The sequence below is a fragment of the Streptomyces sp. NPDC004065 genome, from assembly GCF_044903565.1.
Taxonomy (GTDB): domain Bacteria; phylum Actinomycetota; class Actinomycetes; order Streptomycetales; family Streptomycetaceae; genus Streptomyces.
Genome location: NZ_JBJDQT010000001.1, coordinates 156176 through 175055, shown reverse-complemented (window position 1 = coordinate 175055; position 18880 = coordinate 156176). Strand labels below are relative to the sequence as shown.

17 protein-coding genes are annotated in these 18880 nt (G+C 74.5%); 12 read left to right on the top strand and 5 right to left on the bottom strand.

Features of this window, described 5'->3' with window-relative positions; genetic code table 11:
• Positions 1-6 precede the first annotated feature (6 nt).
• Together ACI2LW_RS00805 and ACI2LW_RS00800 are read left to right on the top strand one after the other, a co-directional pair.
• Positions 7-981 (top strand): ABC transporter ATP-binding protein, encoded by a 975-nt coding sequence (locus tag ACI2LW_RS00805; protein ID WP_404728951.1) that lies wholly within the window; start codon positions 7-9, stop codon positions 979-981.
• Positions 974-2059 carry an ABC transporter ATP-binding protein gene (locus ACI2LW_RS00800; protein WP_404728950.1) on the top strand — a complete coding sequence of 362 codons (1086 nt, stop codon included), beginning with the start codon at positions 974-976 and terminating at the stop codon, positions 2057-2059. Before ACI2LW_RS00805 ends, ACI2LW_RS00800 begins: the two co-directional genes overlap by 8 nt.
• Positions 2060-2184: 125 nt before the next feature.
• Here the strand turns inward: ACI2LW_RS00800 and ACI2LW_RS00795 are convergent, their stop codons facing one another.
• Positions 2185-4299 (bottom strand): prolyl oligopeptidase family serine peptidase, encoded by a 2115-nt coding sequence (locus tag ACI2LW_RS00795; RefSeq protein WP_404728949.1) that lies wholly within the window; start codon positions 4297-4299, stop codon positions 2185-2187.
• A 185-nt stretch (positions 4300-4484) separates the two neighbouring features.
• Here ACI2LW_RS00795 and ACI2LW_RS00790 point away from each other — a divergent pair, with 185 nt between their 5' ends.
• On the top strand, positions 4485-4679 hold the full coding sequence (locus ACI2LW_RS00790; RefSeq protein ID WP_030842840.1) for a hypothetical protein: 195 nt from the start codon (positions 4485-4487) through the stop codon (positions 4677-4679).
• A 75-nt stretch (positions 4680-4754) separates the two neighbouring features.
• On the opposite strand, the gene ACI2LW_RS00785 is transcribed toward ACI2LW_RS00790, so the two are convergent.
• On the bottom strand, positions 4755-4955 hold the full coding sequence (locus ACI2LW_RS00785) for a DUF397 domain-containing protein (protein WP_404728948.1): 201 nt from the start codon (positions 4953-4955) through the stop codon (positions 4755-4757).
• Positions 4952-5827: a helix-turn-helix domain-containing protein gene (locus ACI2LW_RS00780; protein ID WP_404728947.1), complete on the bottom strand. Its 876-nt coding sequence runs from the start codon at positions 5825-5827 to the stop codon at positions 4952-4954. The genes ACI2LW_RS00785 and ACI2LW_RS00780 overlap by 4 nt, the downstream gene beginning before the upstream one ends.
• Positions 5828-6049: 222 nt before the next feature.
• Here ACI2LW_RS00780 and mshB point away from each other — a divergent pair, with 222 nt between their 5' ends.
• The 7 genes from mshB to ACI2LW_RS00745 all read left to right on the top strand — a co-directional run bounded on the left by mshB (position 6050) and on the right by ACI2LW_RS00745 (position 13471).
• Positions 6050-6985, top strand: coding sequence for an N-acetyl-1-D-myo-inositol-2-amino-2-deoxy-alpha-D-glucopyranoside deacetylase (mshB, locus tag ACI2LW_RS00775; RefSeq protein WP_404728946.1), 936 nt, complete (start codon positions 6050-6052; stop codon positions 6983-6985).
• Positions 6982-7410, top strand: a complete 429-nt coding sequence (locus tag ACI2LW_RS00770) for a DUF6113 family protein (protein ID WP_404728945.1) — start codon at positions 6982-6984, stop codon at positions 7408-7410. The genes mshB and ACI2LW_RS00770 overlap by 4 nt, the downstream gene beginning before the upstream one ends.
• Positions 7411-7565: 155 nt before the next feature.
• Positions 7566-9851 carry a hypothetical protein gene (locus ACI2LW_RS00765; RefSeq protein ID WP_404728944.1) on the top strand — a complete coding sequence of 762 codons (2286 nt, stop codon included), beginning with the start codon at positions 7566-7568 and terminating at the stop codon, positions 9849-9851.
• A gap of 119 nt (positions 9852-9970) precedes the next feature.
• Complete coding sequence (locus tag ACI2LW_RS00760) at positions 9971-10903, top strand: ABC transporter ATP-binding protein (RefSeq protein WP_404728943.1); 933 nt, start codon at positions 9971-9973, stop codon at positions 10901-10903.
• The gene (locus ACI2LW_RS00755; protein WP_404728942.1) at positions 10900-11640 is read left to right on the top strand and encodes an ABC transporter permease; all 741 of its coding nucleotides are present in this window, start codon (positions 10900-10902) and stop codon (positions 11638-11640) included. Before ACI2LW_RS00760 ends, ACI2LW_RS00755 begins: the two co-directional genes overlap by 4 nt.
• Positions 11641-11645: 5 nt before the next feature.
• The gene (locus ACI2LW_RS00750) at positions 11646-12860 is read left to right on the top strand and encodes a sensor histidine kinase (protein WP_404729483.1); all 1215 of its coding nucleotides are present in this window, start codon (positions 11646-11648) and stop codon (positions 12858-12860) included.
• Positions 12857-13471: a response regulator gene (locus ACI2LW_RS00745; RefSeq protein WP_404728941.1), complete on the top strand. Its 615-nt coding sequence runs from the start codon at positions 12857-12859 to the stop codon at positions 13469-13471. Before ACI2LW_RS00750 ends, ACI2LW_RS00745 begins: the two co-directional genes overlap by 4 nt.
• A gap of 1650 nt (positions 13472-15121) precedes the next feature.
• Here the strand turns inward: ACI2LW_RS00745 and ACI2LW_RS00740 are convergent.
• Positions 15122-15973, bottom strand: coding sequence for a tetratricopeptide repeat protein (locus ACI2LW_RS00740; protein WP_404728940.1), 852 nt, complete (start codon positions 15971-15973; stop codon positions 15122-15124).
• 30 nt (positions 15974-16003) lie between these two features.
• Entirely contained in the window at positions 16004-17098 is a 1095-nt protein-coding gene (locus ACI2LW_RS00735) for a GNAT family N-acetyltransferase (RefSeq protein ID WP_404729482.1), read from the bottom strand.
• A 140-nt stretch (positions 17099-17238) separates the two neighbouring features.
• Here ACI2LW_RS00735 and fdxA point away from each other — a divergent pair, with 140 nt between their 5' ends.
• The gene (gene fdxA / locus ACI2LW_RS00730; protein WP_404728939.1) at positions 17239-17556 is read left to right on the top strand and encodes a ferredoxin; all 318 of its coding nucleotides are present in this window, start codon (positions 17239-17241) and stop codon (positions 17554-17556) included.
• A gap of 121 nt (positions 17557-17677) precedes the next feature.
• On the top strand, positions 17678-18775 hold the full coding sequence (locus ACI2LW_RS00725) for a bifunctional succinyldiaminopimelate transaminase/glutamate-prephenate aminotransferase (protein WP_404728938.1): 1098 nt from the start codon (positions 17678-17680) through the stop codon (positions 18773-18775).
• The last annotated feature ends 105 nt before the right edge of the window (positions 18776-18880 follow it).

Sequence of the window (18880 nt, the reverse complement as noted above, 5' to 3'; positions counted from 1 at the left end):
GGCGGCATGCTGCTCGAAGTGCGCGACCTGCACGTGGAGTTCCGCACCCGGGAGGGGACCGCCCGCGCCGTCAACGGGGTCTCCTACCGGGTGCAGGAGGCGGAGACGCTCGCCGTGCTGGGGGAGTCCGGCTCCGGCAAGTCCGTCACCGCGCAGGCGGTCATGGGCATCCTCGACACCCCGCCCGGCCGGATCACCGGCGGGCAGGTCCTCTTCCAGGGGCAGGACCTGCTGACGCTGAAGGAGGAGGAGCGGCGGCGGATCCGCGGCGCCCGGATGGCGATGATCTTCCAGGACGCGCTGTCCGCCCTCAACCCCGTGCTGAGCGTGGGCGACCAGCTCGGCGAGATGTTCACCGTGCACCGCGGAACGTCCCGCAAGGACGCCCGGGCCAGGGCGGTGGAGCTGATGGACCGGGTGCGCATCCCGGCCGCCGCCCAGCGGGTGCGCGACTACCCCCACCAGTTCTCCGGCGGCATGCGCCAGCGCGTCATGATCGCCATGGCGCTGGCGCTGGAACCGGCGCTGATCATCGCCGACGAGCCGACCACCGCGCTCGACGTCACCGTGCAGGCCCAGGTGATGGACCTGCTGGCCGAGCTGCGCCGCGAGTACCGCATGGGGCTCGTGCTCATCACCCACGACCTGGGCGTGGTCGCCGACGTCGCCGACCGGATCGCGGTGATGTACGCCGGCCGGATCGTGGAGTCGGCGCCGGTCCACGACCTCTACAAGGCCCCCGCCCACCCCTACACGCGCGGCCTGCTGGACTCCGTGCCGCGCCTGGACCTCAAGGGCCGGGAGCTGTACGCCATCAAGGGCCTGCCGCCCAGCCTGCTGCGCATCCCCCCGGGCTGCGCCTTCCACCCCCGCTGCCCGATGGCGCGCGACGTGTGCCGCACCGACGAACCGCCGCTGTACGAGGTGGACGAACACCGCGGATCCGCCTGCCACTTCTGGAGGGAGTGCCTGGATGGCTGAGCGGGCGCCCGGCGGCGGGACGGCGCCGGCGGCGGAGCCGGTCCTCGAGGTCGAGGGGCTGGTCAAGCACTACCCCCTCACCCGGGGAGTGCTGTTCAGGAAGCAGATCGGCTCGGTGAAGGCCGTCGACGGGGTCGACTTCGTCCTGGGCCGGGGCGAGACGCTGGGCATCGTGGGCGAGTCGGGCTGCGGCAAGTCCACGGTGGCCAGGCTGCTGTGCCACCTGGAGCGGCCCACGGCGGGCACGATCCGTTACCGGGGCGAGGACGTCACCCGGCTGTCCGGGCGGGCGCTGAAGGCGGTGCGGCGCAACATCCAGATGGTGTTCCAGGACCCGTACACCTCGCTCAACCCGCGCATGACGGTGGGCGACATCGTGGGTGAGCCGTTCGAGATCCACCCGGAGGCGGCCCCGAAGGGCGACCGGCGGCGCAGGGTGCGGGAGTTGCTGGACGTGGTCGGCCTCAACCCGGAGTACGTCAACCGCTACCCGCACCAGTTCTCCGGCGGCCAGCGCCAGCGCATCGGCATCGCCCGCGGGCTGGCGCTGCGCCCGGAGGTCATCGTCGCCGACGAGCCGGTGTCCGCGCTGGACGTGTCGGTGCAGGCGCAGGTCGTCAACCTCATGGAGCGGCTGCAGGCCGAGTTCGAGCTGAGCTACGTCTTCATCGCGCACGACCTGTCGGTGGTGCGGCACATCTCCGACCGGGTCGCGGTCATGTACCTCGGGCGGATCGTGGAGACCGGCACCGACACCGAGATCTACGACCACCCCACGCACCCCTACACCCAGGCCCTGCTGTCCGCGGTGCCGGTGCCCGACCCCGACGCGCGGGAGCGCCGGGAGCGGATCATCCTCTCCGGCGACGTGCCGTCCCCGGCGGACATCCCCTCCGGGTGCCGCTTCCGCACCCGCTGCTTCAAGGCACGCGAACGCTGCGCGCTGGAGGTGCCGGCGCTGGCGGTGCCCGCGGAGTTCCGGTACGCCACCGGGCCGGCGGCGCACCCCTCGGCGTGCCTCTTCGCGGAGGAGAAGCGGGTCGTACCGGCGGGGGAGCAGGGCAACGGGCCGGGGTGACTCGCACCCCGGCCCGTCCACGGCACCCGCACGGCCGTACGCTGTTCAGCGTCGCGCGTCCGTATATCGGAACCGCTTCCGCGAAGTTGCCTGCGTGTTAACGCGATTGGCGTGCTTTTGCGATGTTATGGCAGGGAGCGCCGGAGGAAGTCCAGCTGCAGCCGCAGCAGGTTCTCCGCGACGTTCTCCTGCGGGGTCATATGGGTCACCCCGGACAGCGGCAGCACCTCGTGGGGCCGGCCCGCGGCCAGCAGCGCGGAGGACAGCCGCAGGGAGTGGGCGACCACCACGTTGTCGTCCGCCAGCCCGTGGATGATCATCATGGGGCGGTGCGGTCCGGCCGGGTCGACCAGTCCGGCGTCGTCGATCAGCGAGTTGCGGCGGTAGACCTCCGGCTGCTCGTCCGGCAGGCCCAGATAGCGCTCCTGGTAGTGCGTGTCGTACAGCCGCAGATCGGTGACCGGCGCGCCGACCACGGCCGCGTGGAAGACGTCCGGACGGCGCAGCACGGCCAGCGCCGCCAGGTAGCCGCCGAAGGACCAGCCCCGGATCGCCACCCGGCCGAGGTCGAGCGGGAACTCCCGCGCGAGCGCGTGCAGCGCGTCGACCTGGTCCTGGAGTACCACGGCCGCCAGCTCGTCCCGGATCGCCTTCTCCCAGGCCGGCGAGCGTCCCGGCGTGCCGCGCCCGTCGGCCACGATCACGGCGAAGCCCTGGTCGGCGAACCACTGCGAGGTCAGATGCGCGTTGTGCGCGGCGACCACCCGCTGGCCGTGCGGGCCGCCGTAGGGGTCCATGAGCACGGGGAGGGGAGTGTCACCGTGGTAGTCCGTAGGCATAAGCACGGCGCACGGGATTCGGCGTGCGCCCCCCTGGGTGAGCGTCACCCGCGGGGACAAACCGGGATCTTCGGCGTACGAGGGGACGGTGGCCGTCTGTTTTCCGCCGTGCAGCACCTGGACCCGCGCGCCCGGCCGGCCGAGCGTCGCGGAGACGAGCACGGTCACGTCCCCGGCGCGCACCGCCGAGTGCACGCCGGGCTCCTGGCTCACCCGCTCCATGCCGAGCTCGTTGACCCGGTAGACGTGCACCTCCCCGGTCTCCGGCTCGGCGGCCTCCTCGCCGGCCGAGGCGGAGACGAGCACGTCGTCGGCCGAGACGTCCAGCACGGCGCGCACATGCAACTGCGGCCCGGTCAGCGGCCGTTCACCGACCGCCAGGACCCGCGCGCCGCCCTCGTCGGCGATCCGCACCAGCTGCCCGGAGGGGGACCAGCAGGGCACCCCGGGGAAAAGATCCAGCCAAGTTGGATCTTCGTCCGCGTGGACCATCCGGGTGGCCCCGGTGTCCGGGTCCACGGCCAGGTACAGCTGGCTGCGCTGGTCCCGCGCCTGCACGAGCAGCAGCGGGGCACCCGCCGCTGACCAGTGCACACGCGCCAGATACGGGTAGCGGGCGCGGTCCCAGACGACCTCCGTGCGGGTCCCGTCCAGGCCCAGGACGAACAGCCGTACGTCCGCGTTGGGGGTGCCCGCCGCCGGATAGGCGACCCGCTGCGGCTCCCGCCCCGGATGCGCCGGATCGGAGATCCACCACCGCCCGACCGGCGTGTCGTCCACGCGCGCCACCAGCAGCCGGTTCGACTCCGGGGCCCACCAGAAGCCCCGTGAGCGGTCCATCTCCTCCGCCGCGACGAACTCCGCCAGCCCGTAGACGACGTCGTCCGACTCGGGCTCGGCGAGCGCCCGGTCGCCGTCGCCCTCGGCGCCCACCACGCGCAGCGCGCCGCCGGCGACGTAGGCGATGTGCCGGCCGTCGGGGGCCGGGCGCGGGTCGATCACCGGCCCCGGCACGGCCAGTTCGCGCGCCGTGCCGGCCTGCAGCTCCGCCGTGAACAGCCGCCCCGACAAGGCGAAAGAGGCGAGCTGGACCGCGGTGTCGGTGGCGTAGCCGACGATTCCGGCACCGCCCTCGCGACTGCGCTCACGGCGCGCCCGCTCCGCGGGCGAGAGGCGCTCCTCGGCGCCCCCGAGAAGGGCGCGCGGGTCGGCGGCCGGTCGCTCGGTGCCGTCCGCGAGGTCCAGCACCCACAGGGAGTTGGCCCGGTCGGTGCCGGAGGAGGAGCGCAGGAACACGACGCGCGAGGCGTCGGGAGCCACGGTGAACGCACGCGGCGCGCCGAGGGTGAACCGCTGGGTGCGCGCATGCCGTCGGGGGAAGGAGACAGGCTCGGTCGTCATGCCATGACCATATTGGCCATGCGCCCCCTTGTGCGGCTGTGCGCCGACCGATGCGCGCGTGCGGATAGTTATGATCGTTAGCGCATAGTGGGTATGAACCTGCTGCCCGTCGTGTGGATTTGTCTGCCCCCATAGTCCGAACCCCCGACACCCCCGCGTCCTGGGATCTTTGGAGGTGAGCCGCCGTGGCACTCTCGATTTCGGCGGTGGTGCTGCTGGCGATCATCGTCTTCCTGCTGATCAAGAAGTCGGGCCTGAAGGCCGGTCACGCGATCGTGTGCATGCTGCTCGGCTTCTACCTCGCCTCGTCCACGGTCGCCCCCACCATCAACGAGCTGACGACCAACATCGCGGGGATGATCGGCAGCATCAAGTTCTGAGCGGGCACGCCCACGAGTTCCGCACGGCCGCTGGTACCCGGACCCGCTCCGGCCGTCGCACGCCCCGAATGCGGGTCAGTTCGCGGCGGCGTACGGCACGAACGCGGCCCACGCCTCCGGCGCGAGCGCGAGGCGGGGGCCGTCCGCGTGTTTGGAATCGCGGACGTGGACCGTGACGGGGGTGAGGGCGAGCTCGACGCAGGAGTCGCCCTCGTTGCCGTCGCTGTAGCTGCTCTTGAACCAGGCCAGTTCGGAGATCTCTCCGACGGAGTTCATTTCTCTCCCAGCAGTTGTTCGATGAAGGACAACGACTCCCTCGGCGGGAGCGCCTGCGCCCGGATCGTGCCATAGCGCAGCTCGAGGACTCGGAGCTGCCTCGGGTCGGAGGTCGGCCGGCTGTTGAAGGCGCCTTCGGCGCGGCCCAGTGCCGTGCCGTCCTCGAACTTCAACAGCTCGATCTTGCCGTCCAGGCCCGGGTGCACCTCGCAGTGCGTCGGCATCACCTGCAGAGTGACGTGGCGCAACCGCCCAACTTCAAGCAGGTGTTCGAGCTGCTGTCGCCACACCATTGTGCCTCCGAGTGGGCGTCGCAGGGGTGCCTCTTCCAGCACGAAACCCAGCGACGGTGCCGGGGTCCTGTCGAAGACGGACTGCCGGGCCACTCGGGCGGCCACCATGCGCTCCACCTCATCCGCGGAGTACGGCGGTTGCCGTGACTCGAAGGCCGCCCTGGCGTGGTCCGGGGTCTGCAACAGGCCGCTGATGCTGTGACAGACGTACATGCCGAGCTCGACCGCTCGCGCCTCCAGCTTCGCCAGGTCCCGTACCTTCTTCGGGTACCGGACCCGGCGTACGTCCTCCTTCATCGCGGCGAGCAGCCCGCCCGCCCCCAGGACTTCGTCCGCCCTGTCCAGGTACTCGGGGCGCGGGATCCGCCGACCGCTTTCGATCTTGTAGACCAGGTCCTCCCCGTACCCCACCGCGAGCCCGAACTCCGCGGCCCGCAGGCCCGCCGCCTCGCGCCGCAGTTTCAGCTGCCGGCCCACCGTCGCCACCACGGCGATGCCCCAGTCGTCGTCCGGGTCCACCTCCCAGCCCGGCTCGTCCGCCTCCGTCCGCAGCCGTACCGCCTCACCGTCCACCGACATGCGCGCCCCTCCGTGCCCGACCGCCCGGACAGGCCGGACGGCACCGGACAAGTCCTGGACGGTCACCGTACGCAACCATCCGATCACCCATCACGGTAGGCCCGATCGGCCACGCTGAGCGACGTGAACCGGGAAATCGCCGACATCTCGGCCTCGCTCGGTCCCGGTTCCGTCCGGTGTGCGCCGGCGAGGAAGCGCCCCGTCGCCTCGTAGGGTGGAGCCATGACGGAACTGCCCGCGCGGCGGCTGCTGCTGGTGCACGCGCACCCCGACGACGAGTCGATCAACAACGGCGCGACCATGGCCCGGTACGCGGCCGAGGGTGCCCTGGTGACCCTGGTGACCTGCACGCTCGGTGAGCGGGGCGAGGTCATCCCCGAGGAGCTGCGGTATCTGGGCGGGTCCGCGCTCGGCGCCCACCGGCGGCAGGAGCTCGCCGCCGCCATGCGGGAGCTGGGCGTCACCGACCACCGGCTGCTCGGCGGCGCCGGGCGGTACCAGGACTCCGGGATGATGGGGCTGCCCGACAACGACGACCCCGGCTGTCTGTGGCAGGCCGACGTGGACGACGCCGCCGGGCACCTGGTCGCCGTGATCCGCGAGGTGCGCCCCCAGGTCCTCGTCACCTACGACGACAACGGCGGCTACGGCCACCCCGACCACATCCAGGCCCACCGCATCGCCATGCGCGCCGCCGACCTGGCAGCCGACCCCGCCGTACGGCCCGACCTGGGCGCGGCCTGGCGGATCGCCAAGGTGTACTGGAACCGCGTGCCGCGCTCCGTCGCCGGGGCCGCCTTCGCCCGGCTCCGCCAGGAGCTGCCGGGCCTGCCGTTCGCCAGGACGGCCGACGTGGACGACGTGCCGGGCGTGGTGGACGACGGACGCGTCACCGCCGCCGTCGACGGGAGCGCGTACGCCGCCGCCAAGGCCGCCGCGATGCGCGCCCACGCCACCCAGATCGAGGTCGCCGGAGAGTACTTCGCGCTGTCCAACGGGCTCGCCCAGCCGGTCTTCACCACCGAGTACTACGAATTGGTGCGCGGGCGGGGCGTCCCGGACGCCGACGGCATGGAGAGCGACCTGTTCGCCGGCGTCGAGGAAGCGGACGGGCCGCAGGAGGCCGGCACGGCCGGCGGGATGGCGGAGGGTTCATGAGCGGGTCGGGGCGCGGCCGGGCGGAGGGACCCCTGCTGGCGCAGCCGCTGAGGCCGCCCTCCGGCGGGCGGGCCGCCGCCTACCTGGGGCTGTTCCTGCTCGGCGCGGTGGTCGGCGTCGCGGGCGCGCTGCTGCAGGGCGCCTGGTTCCCGGGCGGGCTGCTGCTCGCCCTCGCCGGCGCCGCCGGGCTCTTCACCGGCGGTGCGCGGGCCGCGGGCAGCCGGGCCGGGGCCGTGGCGGGCGCCGCCGGCTGGATGACCGCCGTCGTGCTGCTCACCGCCAGCCGCCCGGAGGGCGACTTCCTGTTCGCCGCGGGAGGCGGCTCCTATCTCTTCCTGCTCGGTGGCATGGCGGTCGCTGTGATCTGCGCCACTCTCGTCCGGGGGCGGCAACCCGGCGGCCGTGACGTCCGACTTGGCAAGTGACGTACCACTTCTTCCCGCTGTGCCGGTGCGGGTCCGGTGCCGGTTTCCCCGGCGGTCCCGGGATACGTGCCGCAGGTGGCCAGTATGGTGGTGCGCGCCGCCGAGCCGCCCGCGTGAGCTGAGACGGGCGGCGGAGCCAACCGGGAGAACCTGCCTTGAGTCGTGAAACTGACACTCCGTCCTCCGGGCCCAACGGGCGCGGCGGAGCCGCCTACCCCTCGGGTACGCCGCCGTACGGCATCCCGGCGGTGTCCGGCGACGGTGCGGACGCGGGCCGTTCCGCCGCACAGCCGGAGGAGCGCAAGACCGAGACCACGCTGACGACCCGGATCCGGATCAACATCCCCGGGTCCCGGCCGATTCCGCCCGTGGTCGTGCGCAAGCCCGTCAACTCGGAGAGTGCGGCGGAGACCGCGGGCGGCCCGAAGGGCTCCGCCGAGGAGACCGGGAGCCTGCCGAAGCCGCAGGCGCCCGAGGCCGCCCCGGCGGCCGCCGCGCAGCCGCCCGCCGCCGAACCGGCGGCCCCGGCCGAGGAGAAGCCGACCAGCGACTGGTTCGCGCCGCGCAAGTCCCCGGCGAACAAGCCCGGCCAGGGCGGCGACTCCGCCAACGGCGGCGGACTGTCCACCGGTTCGGGCGGCCCCGCGGCCGGTCCCGGCCCGGGTGCGGCCGGTCCCGGCCAGGGCGCCACGGCCCCCGGCCGCGCCGGGACGCCGGGCGCCTCCGGCACGCTTGGCGCCCCCGGTACGCCCGGCTCCGGCTCCGGTGCGGGCGGCGCCGGTCCGGTGACCGGCCGCCCCGGTGGCGTGACCGGCTCCATGAACCTGCCCGGCGGCTCCCGGTCCGGCTCCACGGGCGGGAGCGGACTGCCCGGCGCCACGGGCGGCCCCGTCGCCCCCGGACACGGCGGCGGCACCGGTTCCTTCGACGTGACCGAGGCGCTGACGGCCGGCTCCCGCCCCCGCTCCGGCAGCGACGAGCCCCGCCGCGACGAACCGCGCCGGGACGAACTGCCGTACTTCGCCGACGGGCGGCCCGGCGGCCCGGGCGCCGCGGGTGGTCCCGGCGCCCCCGGCGGCCCGCAGGGTCCCGCGGGCCCCACCGGCGGCCCGGTCACCGGCGACGGCCCCCTGCTCCCGCCCGGCATGGGCCCCGAGGCCGACTTCACCGTGCCCCCCGCACCGGGCACGGGCGCCCCCGCCGCCCGCCCGGGCGGCGGCCTGAGCGACGACACCGCGGTCCTCACCCCGCAGTTCACCGCCCCCGAGCCGGGCGGCCCCGGCTACGGCGGCCGGCCGGACAACGTCTCCGGGCACACCGTCACCAGCGGCATCCCCGTCGTGCCGCCCGGCCCCAACGCGCCGTTCGGCCAGAACGCCCCCTTCGGCCCGGGCACCGGCGGCGACGGCCCACGCACGCACACGCCCCCCAAGGCGCCCCAGCCGGGCGGGCAGAGCACCGCCCCCGCCGCCAAGCCGGCCGCCAGGCCCGCCAAGAAGAAGGGCCGCAGCAAACTGGTGCTGCTGGCCGGCGGCGTGGTCGCCGTGGCCGGTGTCGCCTACGGCGCCGGGCTGCTGATGAACCACTCCGACGTGCCCAAGGGCACCACCGTGCTCGGCGTCGACATCGGCGGCGGCACCCGCGACGACGCCGTGAAGAAGCTCGACGACGCCTTCGCCGGCCGGGTGAAGCAGCCGCTGAAGCTGACGGTCGACGGCAAGACCGTCACACTCGCCCCCGACAAGGCCGGGCTCCAGTTCGACACCCAGGCCACGGCCAGCGCGGCGGCGAAGAGCGACTACAACCCCGTCTCCGTGATCGGCTCACTCTTCGGCAACCACCGGGTCGTCGAACCGGTCATGCCGGTCGACGAGGAGAAGCTCCAGGTCGCCCTGCGCAACGCGGCGGGCGGCGCCGGCACCCTCACCGACGGGACGATCAAGTTCGAGCCCGGCAAGGCCGTCGCCGTCTACGGCAAGGCGGGCAAGGGCGTCGACACCGCCGGCTCCACCGACGCGGTCGCGAAGGCGTACCGCACCCAGGTCGAGACGGGCCGCGGCACTCCCGTCCCGCTGCCCACCACCACCCGGCAGCCGACGGTCTCCGACGCCGAGGTCGACCGGATGATGAAGGCCTTCGCCCGGCCGGCGATGTCCGCACTGGTGACGGTGCGCACGGACGCCGCGCACCAGGTGTCGTTCAGCCCGCAGAAGTCGCTGTGGAAGTTCGTGCGCGTCAAGGCGATCGACGGCAAGCTCGTCGAGTACTACGACAAGACGGCGCTCAAGGAGCTGTACGGCGGCGCCTTCGACGGCGTCACCATCGCCCGGGGCACCGGCCAGAAGACGCCCGTCACCGTCGACGACGTGATCGGCGCGCTGCGCCCCGCCCTGAGGAGCACCACCAACCGCGTCGGCGTCATCGACACCAACCCGGACTGACCCTCCCGAACCGGGCCGCACGACGCCGCCCCCGTCCGCTGCCGCATGACAGATGTCATGCGGCAGCCGGGATCCGCGACACTGCCGGAGCCAAGGGCCCCGCGGGCAGGATTGCGGTCATGACAACGACAGCGCAGACCACCACGGCCACGGCCGCCGTGGTGGCGTTCGACCAGGTGACCAAGAGCTACGGCGAGGTGCGGGCCGTGGACGGGCTGAGCCTCGCCCTGCACCCGGGCGAGACCGTGGCCCTCCTCGGCCCCAACGGCGCCGGCAAGTCGACCACCCTCGACCTGCTGCTCGGCCTCAAGCACGCCGACAGCGGCACGGTCGCCGTCTTCGGCACCAGCCCCCGCGAGGCGATCGTGGCCGGCCGGGTGGGCGCGATGCTGCAGAGCGGCGGGCTGATGGAGGAGGTCACCGTCGCCGAACTGGTGCGGCTCGCCTGCGACCTGCACCCCCGGCGCTACCAGGTCCACGACGTCCTGGCCCGCGCCGGCATCTCCCAGATCGCCGACCGCAAGGTCAACAGGCTCTCCGGCGGCCAGGCCCAGCGCGTCCGCTTCGCCCTGGCCACCGCCGGCGACAGCGACCTGATCGTCCTGGACGAGCCCACCACCGGCATGGACGTCTCCGCCCGCCAGGCGTTCTGGGCCACCATGCGCGAGCAGGCCGACCAGGGCCGCACGGTCCTCTTCGCCACGCACTACCTCGAGGAGGCCGACGCCATCGCCGACCGCGTGCTGGTGCTGCACCGGGGCCGGCTGCTGGCGGACGGCACCGCCGCCGAGATCAAGGCGAAGGCCGGCGCCCGCCGCGTCCGCTTCGACCTGGAGGGGCCGATCGACGAGACCGCCCTGCGCGGCCTGCCCTTCCTCACCTCCCTCGACGTGTCCGGCCAGACCGTGCGCATCCAGTCCTCCGACGCCGACGCGACCGTCCACGCCCTGTACGGGCTCGGCGTCTACCCCCGCAACCTGGAAGTCGCCGGGCTCGGGCTCGAGCAGGCGTTCGTCGCCATCACCGAGGCCGAGGAGGCCAAGCAGTCGTGACCAGCCTGATCAAGCTCGAACTCGCCCGCGCCCTGCGCAACCGCAAGTTCCTGTTCTTCTCGGTGCTCTACCCCTCGATCCTCTTCCTGCTGATCGCCGGCAAGGCCGACGGCGTCACCAAGGTCGAAGGCAGCGGGCTGACCGTCCCGACGTACATGATGGTGTCCATGGCATCCTTCGGCGCGCTGACCGCCGTCCTCATGGGCAACAGCGAGCGCATCGCCAAGGAGCGCGAGAGCGGCTGGGTGCGCCAGCTCAGGCTCACCACCCTCCCCGGGCGCGGCTACGTCCTCGCCAAGACCGCGAGCGCCGCCGTGGTCAGCCTGCCGTCCATCGTCGTCGTCTTCGCGGTGGCCGCCGCCGTCAAGCAGGTCCGGCTGGAGGCCTGGCAGTGGCTCGCCCTCACCGGGACCATCTGGGCCGGCAGCCTGGTGTTCGCCGCGCTCGGCGTCGCCATCGGCTACCTCGCCACCGGGGACGCCGTCCGCCCGGTCACCATGATCATCTACTTCGGCCTGTCGATGCTCGGCGGCCTGTGGATGCCGGCCACCACCTTCCCCGACTGGCTGCAGGACATCGCCAAGTGGCTGCCCACCCACGCGTACGCTGCTCTGGGGCAGGCCATCGAGCAGAGCCAGGCCCCGGCGGGCAAGGACATCGCCGTCCTCGTCGCGTTCTTCGTCCTCTTCTCGGGCGGCGCGGCGTGGCTGTACCGGAAGGACACGCTGAAGGCGTGAGCACCATGACCGAGGACCGGGCACCGCGGGCGGACCGCGCGCGGCGGACGATACGCATCGGCCGGTCGCCCCGCGACCCGCGCGAGGCCCTGCGCAAGAGCATCTGGATCGGCATCTGGCTGGTCTTCCTCAGCGCGCCCGTCAACGACCTGGCCTCCGGCCGCCACACCCCCGCCGGCACCGCCGCCGGCGGGCTGGGCCTCGCCGCCTTCGTGGTGGTCTACCTGGCGCTGGTCTTCCGGAACATGGGCCGGCCCGACAACCGCCCCGCCGCCCTGCCCCTCGTCGGCGCCCTGATCGGCGCCCTCGGCGCGCTGGCCGTCGTACTGTGCCTGACCCTCGGCGCCGAATGGCTCGGCCTGTTCGTGTACGTCTCCGTGGCCTGCGGGGTGGCGCTGCCGCTGAAGGGGGCGTACTGGACCATCCCGCTGACCGGTCTGGCCATGGTGCTGGCCGGCCTGCGCGTGGGGGAGCGGGACACCGGGCAGCTGCTCCTGCTGGTGGTGCTGATCGGCTTCGCCATGACCGGCGTACGGCAACTCGTGCGCACCACCATAGAGTTGCGTCGCGCCCGGGCCACCGTCGCCCAGCTCGCCGCCAACGAGGAACGGCTGCGCCTGGCCCGCGACCTGCACGACCTGCTCGGCCACTCGCTCTCCCTGATCACGCTGAAGAGCGAGCTCGCCGGGCGGATGCTGCCCGGCCACCCCGAGAAGGCGGCCCAGCAGGTCGCCGACATCGAACAGGTCAGCCGCCAGGCCCTGGTGGACGTCCGCGAGGCCGTCACCGGCTACCGGCGCCCCCGCCTGTCCGCCGAGCTGGCGGGCGCCCAGGTGGCGCTCACCGCGGCGGACGTCACCGCGGCCGTGCCCACCGAGCCCGATCTCGCCGGCGTTCCCGAGGAGAGCGAGGCCGCCCTGGCCTGGGCGCTGCGGGAGGCCGTCACCAACGTGGTGCGGCACAGCGGCGCGAGCCGCTGCGCGGTGGACCTGGTGCGGCTGCAGACCCTGGACGGCCCCTTCCTCGAACTCCGCGTCGAGGACAACGGATCGGGCGGCTCGGGCGGCGCAGGCAAGGGACCGGGCAACGGCCTGACCGGCCTGACCGAGCGCATGGAGAAGGCGGGCGGCGGGCTGGAGGCGGGCCGTGTCAAGCACGGTTTCCGGCTCGTCGCCCGCGTGCCGCTCGGCTCCCCGGAGGCCGTAGGATCCCGGGCATGAGCAGCACGATCAAGGTCCTTCTCGCCGAGGACCAGTCGATGGTCCGCGAGGCGCTGGCCGCCCTGCTCGGCCTGGAGGACGACATCGAGGTCGTCGCCCAGGTCTCACGCGGCGACGAGGTCCTCGCGGCGGCCCGGACCCACGACGTGGACGTGGCACTGCTCGACATCGAGATGCCCGGCTGCACGGGCATAGAGGCGGCCGCGCAGCTGCACCGCGAACTGCCCGCCGTCAAGCTGGTGGTGCTCACCACCTTCGGCCGGCCCGGCTATCTGCGCAGCGCCATGGAGGCGGGCGCCGACGCCTTCCTGGTCAAGGACGCCCCCGCCGCCCAGCTCGCCGAAGCCGTGCGCAAGGTGCTCGCCGGCGAGCGCGTCATCGACCCCACCCTCGCCGCGGCGGCCCTCGCCGAGGGCGCCAACCCGCTCACCGACCGCGAACGCGAGGTCCTGCGCGCCGCCGCCGACGGCTCCACCAACGCCGAACTGGCCGCGGCCCTGCACCTGTCCCAGGGCACGGTCCGCAACTACCTCTCCACGGCCATCCAGAAACTCGCGGTCCGCAACCGCACGGAAGCGGTCCGCACGGCGAGGGAGAAGGGCTGGCTGTAAGGACGCGGAGGACCGCTCCCCCTCGCACCCGCCCCTGTTCCCCGGCGGGCACCGCACCCACGACGCCGACACCCTCCCCGTGAGCCACGGCCCATGAGGCCCCCCGACGCTCCGGAGACGAGCCCCGCACGCCGCGGGCCCCGCCGACCCGAGCTCGGGGCCTGCCCCGCCGTCAGGCGGGTGCCCGGTGGCCCGGGTGCGGGGTCCACCCCGCCGTCAGGCCCGCCCCCCGATCCAGACAGAGGCCGCACTCGGCGGGGCTCCGCCCGACCCGGGTGGAGCCCGCCCGCCGCCCGCGAACGCCCGATCCGGGTGCGGGGCCTGCCCCGCTGTCAGGCGGGTGCCCGGTGGCCCGGGTGCGGGGTCCACCCCGCTGTCAGGCCCGCCCCCCGATCCGGGCGCGAGGCCCGCACTCGGCGGGGCCCGCCGGATCCGGGGCGGGGTCTGCCCCGCAGCGAGGCCTGCGCGGTGGTCCGGGTGCGGGGTCATACTCCGCCATCAGGCCCGCCCCCCGATCCGGGCGCGAGGCCCGCACTAGGCGGGGCCCCGCCCGATCCGGGGCGGGGTCTGCCCGCCGTGCGGCTGGCGGGAGGGGCCGGGTGCGGGGTGGCCTGCCCCGTCGTGAGGCTCGCCGCGTCCGGGCGCGAGGCTTGCGTGCCGTGAAACGCGTGCGATACGGGTGCCGAGTCCGCCGCCCGCGCCCTTCGCTGCCGGGTCGCACCCACGGCGCCGACGCCGTCCGCGAGGGGCCAAGGCCCATGCGGCCGCTCGGTGATCCGGACGGCGAGGCCCGCACTCGGCAGGGCACGCCCGAAGATCCGGGTGCCGGGCCTGCCCACCGTCAGCCCCGGCCTCGCTCGCCGTCCCACCCGCCCGCTCGCCGTACGGGCGGGGCGGGACAGTTCCGGAGGCGAGCCCCGCACGCCGCGCGCCCCGCCGATCCGGGGCGGGGTCTGCCCGCCGTGCGGCTGGCGGGAGGGGCCGGGTGCGGGGTGGCCTGCCCCGTCGTGAGGCTCGCCCCGTCCGGCGCGAGGCTTGCGTGCCGTGAAACGCGTGCGATACGGGTGCCGAGTCCGCCGCCCGCGCCCTTCGCTGCCGGGTCGCACCCACGGCGCCGACGCCGTCCGCGAGGGGCCAAGGCCCATGCGGCCGCTCGGTGATCCGGACGGCGAGGCCCGCACTCGGCAGGGCACGCCCGAAGATCCGGGTGCCGGGCCTGCCCACCGTCAGCCCCGGCCTCGCTCGCCGTCCCACCCGCCCGCTCGCCGTACGGGCGGGGCGGGACAGTTCCGGAGGCGAGCCCCGCACGCCGCGCGCCCCGCCGATCCGGGGCGGGGTCTGCCCGCGTGCGGCTGGCGGGAGGGGCCGGGTGCGGGGCGGCGTGCCCCGTCGTGAGGCTCGCCGCGTCCGGGCGCGAGGCCCGCGCGCCGTGAGGGGCGTGCGATGCGGGTGCCGAGCCCGCCGCCCGCGACCCGCCCGACCCGGGCGGAGCCCGCCCGGCGCCCGCGACCGCCCGGTTCGGGTGCGGGGCCTGCCCCGCCGTCAGGCCCGCCCGGTCCGGGCGGAGCCCGGCTGCTGCCCGCGCCTCGTACGCCCCAGGTGCGAGCCCGGTCGTTGCCCCGCGGCCCCGTACGACCCGGGCGCGAGGGCCTAGTTGAGCATCGCCCGGGCGGCCTGGGCCTGGCCCCGGACGCGTTCGGCCGCGGGGCGGTCCACCGCGTCCACCACCTCGGCGTACGCCTCGAGTTCCGCGGCCCCGGCCACGAAGTCGCCGCGCTGCACCAGCAGTTGCGCGCGCTCGTACCGCAACCGCGCCGGATGCGCCGGCAGCAGAAGTGACAGCTCCACCGCCCACAGCGCCACGTCCGACCGCTCCGGCCGCGCCGCCGCCCACGCCCGCACGTTGTTCAGGATCCGCTGCACCACCTGCACCGGGTCCGCCGGCACCAGCATCGAGGGGTGCAGCGGCGCCCCCGTCGCCCCCACCACCAGCAGCTCCGCGTCCGCCCCGGTCAGTACCCGGCCGCCGTCGAACGGATCGGCGAGCACCTGCTCCCCGGCCGTCCCGAAGCCCACCACGAAGTGCCCCGGCAGCGACACCCCGTACACCGGCGCCCCGGCCCGCCGGGCGACCTCGATCCACACCACCGACAGCAGGATGGGCAGCCCGCGCCGCCGCCGCAGCACCTCGTGCAGCAGCGAGGACTCCAGCCGCTGGTAGTCGGCGGCGGAGCCGCGGAACCCGCACTCCTCGCCGAGCAGCTCGCACAGGGCCCGCGCCCAGCCCCGCGGCCCGCCCGGCCGGAACGGCAGCCGCCCGGCGAGCCGGTCCAGCTCCATCTGCGCCGCGTCCGTCCCCGCCTCGTCCAGCGCGCCGTCGGCCACCGCGCCCACCAGCAGGCACAGGGTCGCGAGGTCGGGCCGCCCGGCCCGGACCTCCTCGGCGAACCGCCGCCGCAGCCCCGCGTCCCGCTCGGGCGAGGGCGGAAACAGCTGACGCATACCAGCCTCGTGCCCTTCCACGGTGATCGCCTACCGCCGTCCGGTGCCGGACGTTCCGGATTCCGTGTCCGGCTCCCGGTAGTGGTGGTACGCGTGGTGCGCGGCGAAGCCCAGCCGGGAGTACAGCGCCCGCGCCCCGGCGTTGCCGGTCTCCACCTGGAGCCAGGCGGCGGAGGCGCCCTCTTCCAGGGCTCGGCGGGCGAGCGCGGCCATCACCTCGGTGGCCAGGCCGCGCCGCCGCATCCGCGGGTCCACCTCGACCGCGGCGAACGAGGCCCACCGGCCGTCCACGACGCACCGCCCGATCGCGGCGGGCCCGTTCCCCCCGCCGTCGCCGGGCCCGTCCTCGCCGTCGCCGTGCTCGTCCGCGCTGTCGCCGGGCCCGTTCCCGCCGTCGCCGGGCAGGGTCGCGAACCACACCGAGGGCCCGCTGCCCAGCACCTGCAGAGCCACCTCGCTCACGCCCTTGCGCTGGTAGCGCGCGAGCCACGCCTCGTCCGCGGTGCGCGACAGCACGACGTCCGCGCCGCCGGCGGCGTCCGCGACCGGCGCGAGCGCCCCGGTCCACAGCTCCGCGGTCACCTCGCGCACCCAGCCGCGCCGCTCCAGCTCCGCGCACAGCGGTTCCTGGGTGCCCTCGGCGCCGGTGGCCACCTGGACGTAGGCGGGCAGCCCGCGCTCGCCGTACCAGCGCCGTACGGCCGCCAGCGCCTCGTCGAGCGGGCACCCGGGGTCCCCGAGGGCCAGCACGGAGTTGGCCCGCCGGGTGAACCCGCCGGCGGCCCGCAGCTCCCACTGGCCGAGCCACTCGCTCTCCACCGGGCGCCACGCCCGGGCCGCGGCACGCGCGAGTTCCGCGTAGTCGGCCGCCGGACCCCGGCGGCGGGCCGGGGCGGCCGGCACGACCTTGCCCGCGACCAGGGACGATTCCGCGATACGGACGCTCTCGCCGTCCTTCCGTGTGATCACCAGCACACCGTCGTCCCATGATGTGAGAACGCCGACCGTGTCGGTGAACCTCCAACCCGCCGCACCCGGTTCGCCCAAGCGCCGCACCGACACCCGTTTGCCCACGTCAGCAGCGGTGATACGGACCTCGTAGCGTCCTGTCGCCGAGATTTCCACGGGTCGGTCCACCCCTCCTGTTCGGATCGTGCCCCGGAACGGAGATACTAGGGGCGGGCATCGACGACGCCGCGCTCCCGCGCGCCAGGCGGCGGGGCCTGTGGAGGCCCGCCAGCGCCCTATCGAGGAGGAACGACAGCGTGACCTACGTCATCGCGCAGCCTTGTGTCGACGTCAAGGACAAGGCGTGCATCGAGGAGTGCCCGGTCGACTGCATCTACGAGGGCCAGCGGTCCTTGTACATCCACCCGGACGAATGCGTCGACTGCGGAGCCTGTGAGCCGGTCTGCCCGGTGGAGGCGATCTTCTACGAGGACGACGTGCCGGAGGAGTGGAAGGACTACTACAAGGCGAACGTCGAGTTCTTCGACGAGCTCGGCTCTCCCGGTGGCGCCAGCAAGCTGGGGCTGATCGAGCGCGACCACCCCATCGTCGCCGCGCTGCCGCCGCAGGGCTGACGGCCGCCCGAGCGGTCCGCACAGCGTGCCGCCCCGGTCCCGTACGGCCCGGACGCCCCCGGGCGCCGCGACCCCGACGGGACCGGGGCGTTTGCCGTACCAGAAAGTGAGCCTGATCCCCGTGTCCGCAGTCTCCGACCGGCTTCCGACCTTCCCCTGGGACAAGCTGGAGCCGTACAAGAAGACGGCCGCCGCCCATCCGGACGGCATCGTCGACCTCTCCGTCGGTACCCCGGTCGACCCCGTCCCCGAACTGATCCAGAAGGCGCTGGTCGCGGCGGCGGACTCGCCGGGCTATCCGACGGTCTGGGGCACCCCCGAGCTGCGGGACGCGATCACCGGCTGGGCCGGCCGCCGCCTCGGCGCCCGGGACCTCACCCACCGGCACGTCCTGCCGGTCGTCGGCTCCAAGGAACTGGTCGCCTGGCTGCCCACCCAGCTCGGCCTCGGCCCCGGCGACCGGGTCGCCTTCCCGCGCCTGGCCTACCCGACGTACGAGGTCGGCGCCCGCCTGGCCCGCGCGGACCACGAGGCCTACGACGACCCGACGGACCTGGACCCGGACGGTCTGCGGCTGCTCTGGCTCAACTCGCCCTCCAACCCCACCGGCCGCGTCCTCGGCAAGCAGGAGCTGACGAGGATCGTCGCCTGGGCCCGCGAGCACGGCGTACTGCTCTTCTCGGACGAGTGCTACATCGAGCTGGGCTGGGAGGCGGACCCGGTCTCCGTCCTGCACCCGGACGTCAACGGCGGCTCGTACGAGGGGATCGTCGCCGTCCACTCGCTGTCCAAGCGCTCGAACCTGGCCGGCTACCGCGCGGCCTTCCTGGCCGGCGACCCGGCCGTCCTGGGCCCGCTGCTGGAGATCCGCAAGCACGGCGGCATGATGACCCCGGCCCCCACCCAGGCGGCGGTCGTGGCGGCCCTCGGCGACGACACGCATGTGCGCGAGCAGCGGGAGCGGTACGCCGCCCGGCGCACGGCCCTGCGCGAGGCCCTGCTGGGCCACGGCTTCCGCATCGAGCACAGCGAGGCGAGCCTCTACCTCTGGGCGACCCGCGGCGAGTCCTGCTGGGACACGGTCTCCCACCTCGCCGAGCGCGGCGTCCTCGTGGCCCCGGGCGACTTCTACGGCCCCGCGGGCGCCGCCTTCGTCCGTGTGGCCCTGACCGCGACGGACGAGCGGGTGCGGGCGGCGGTGGAGCGCCTCGCCGGATGACGCCCGCCGCGATCGCGGCGGGACCGGCGCACGGACGGAGCCCCACGGACCGGCAGGGCCCGCACACACCGGAGGGGTCCAGGAACGCATCCTGGACCCGGCCCG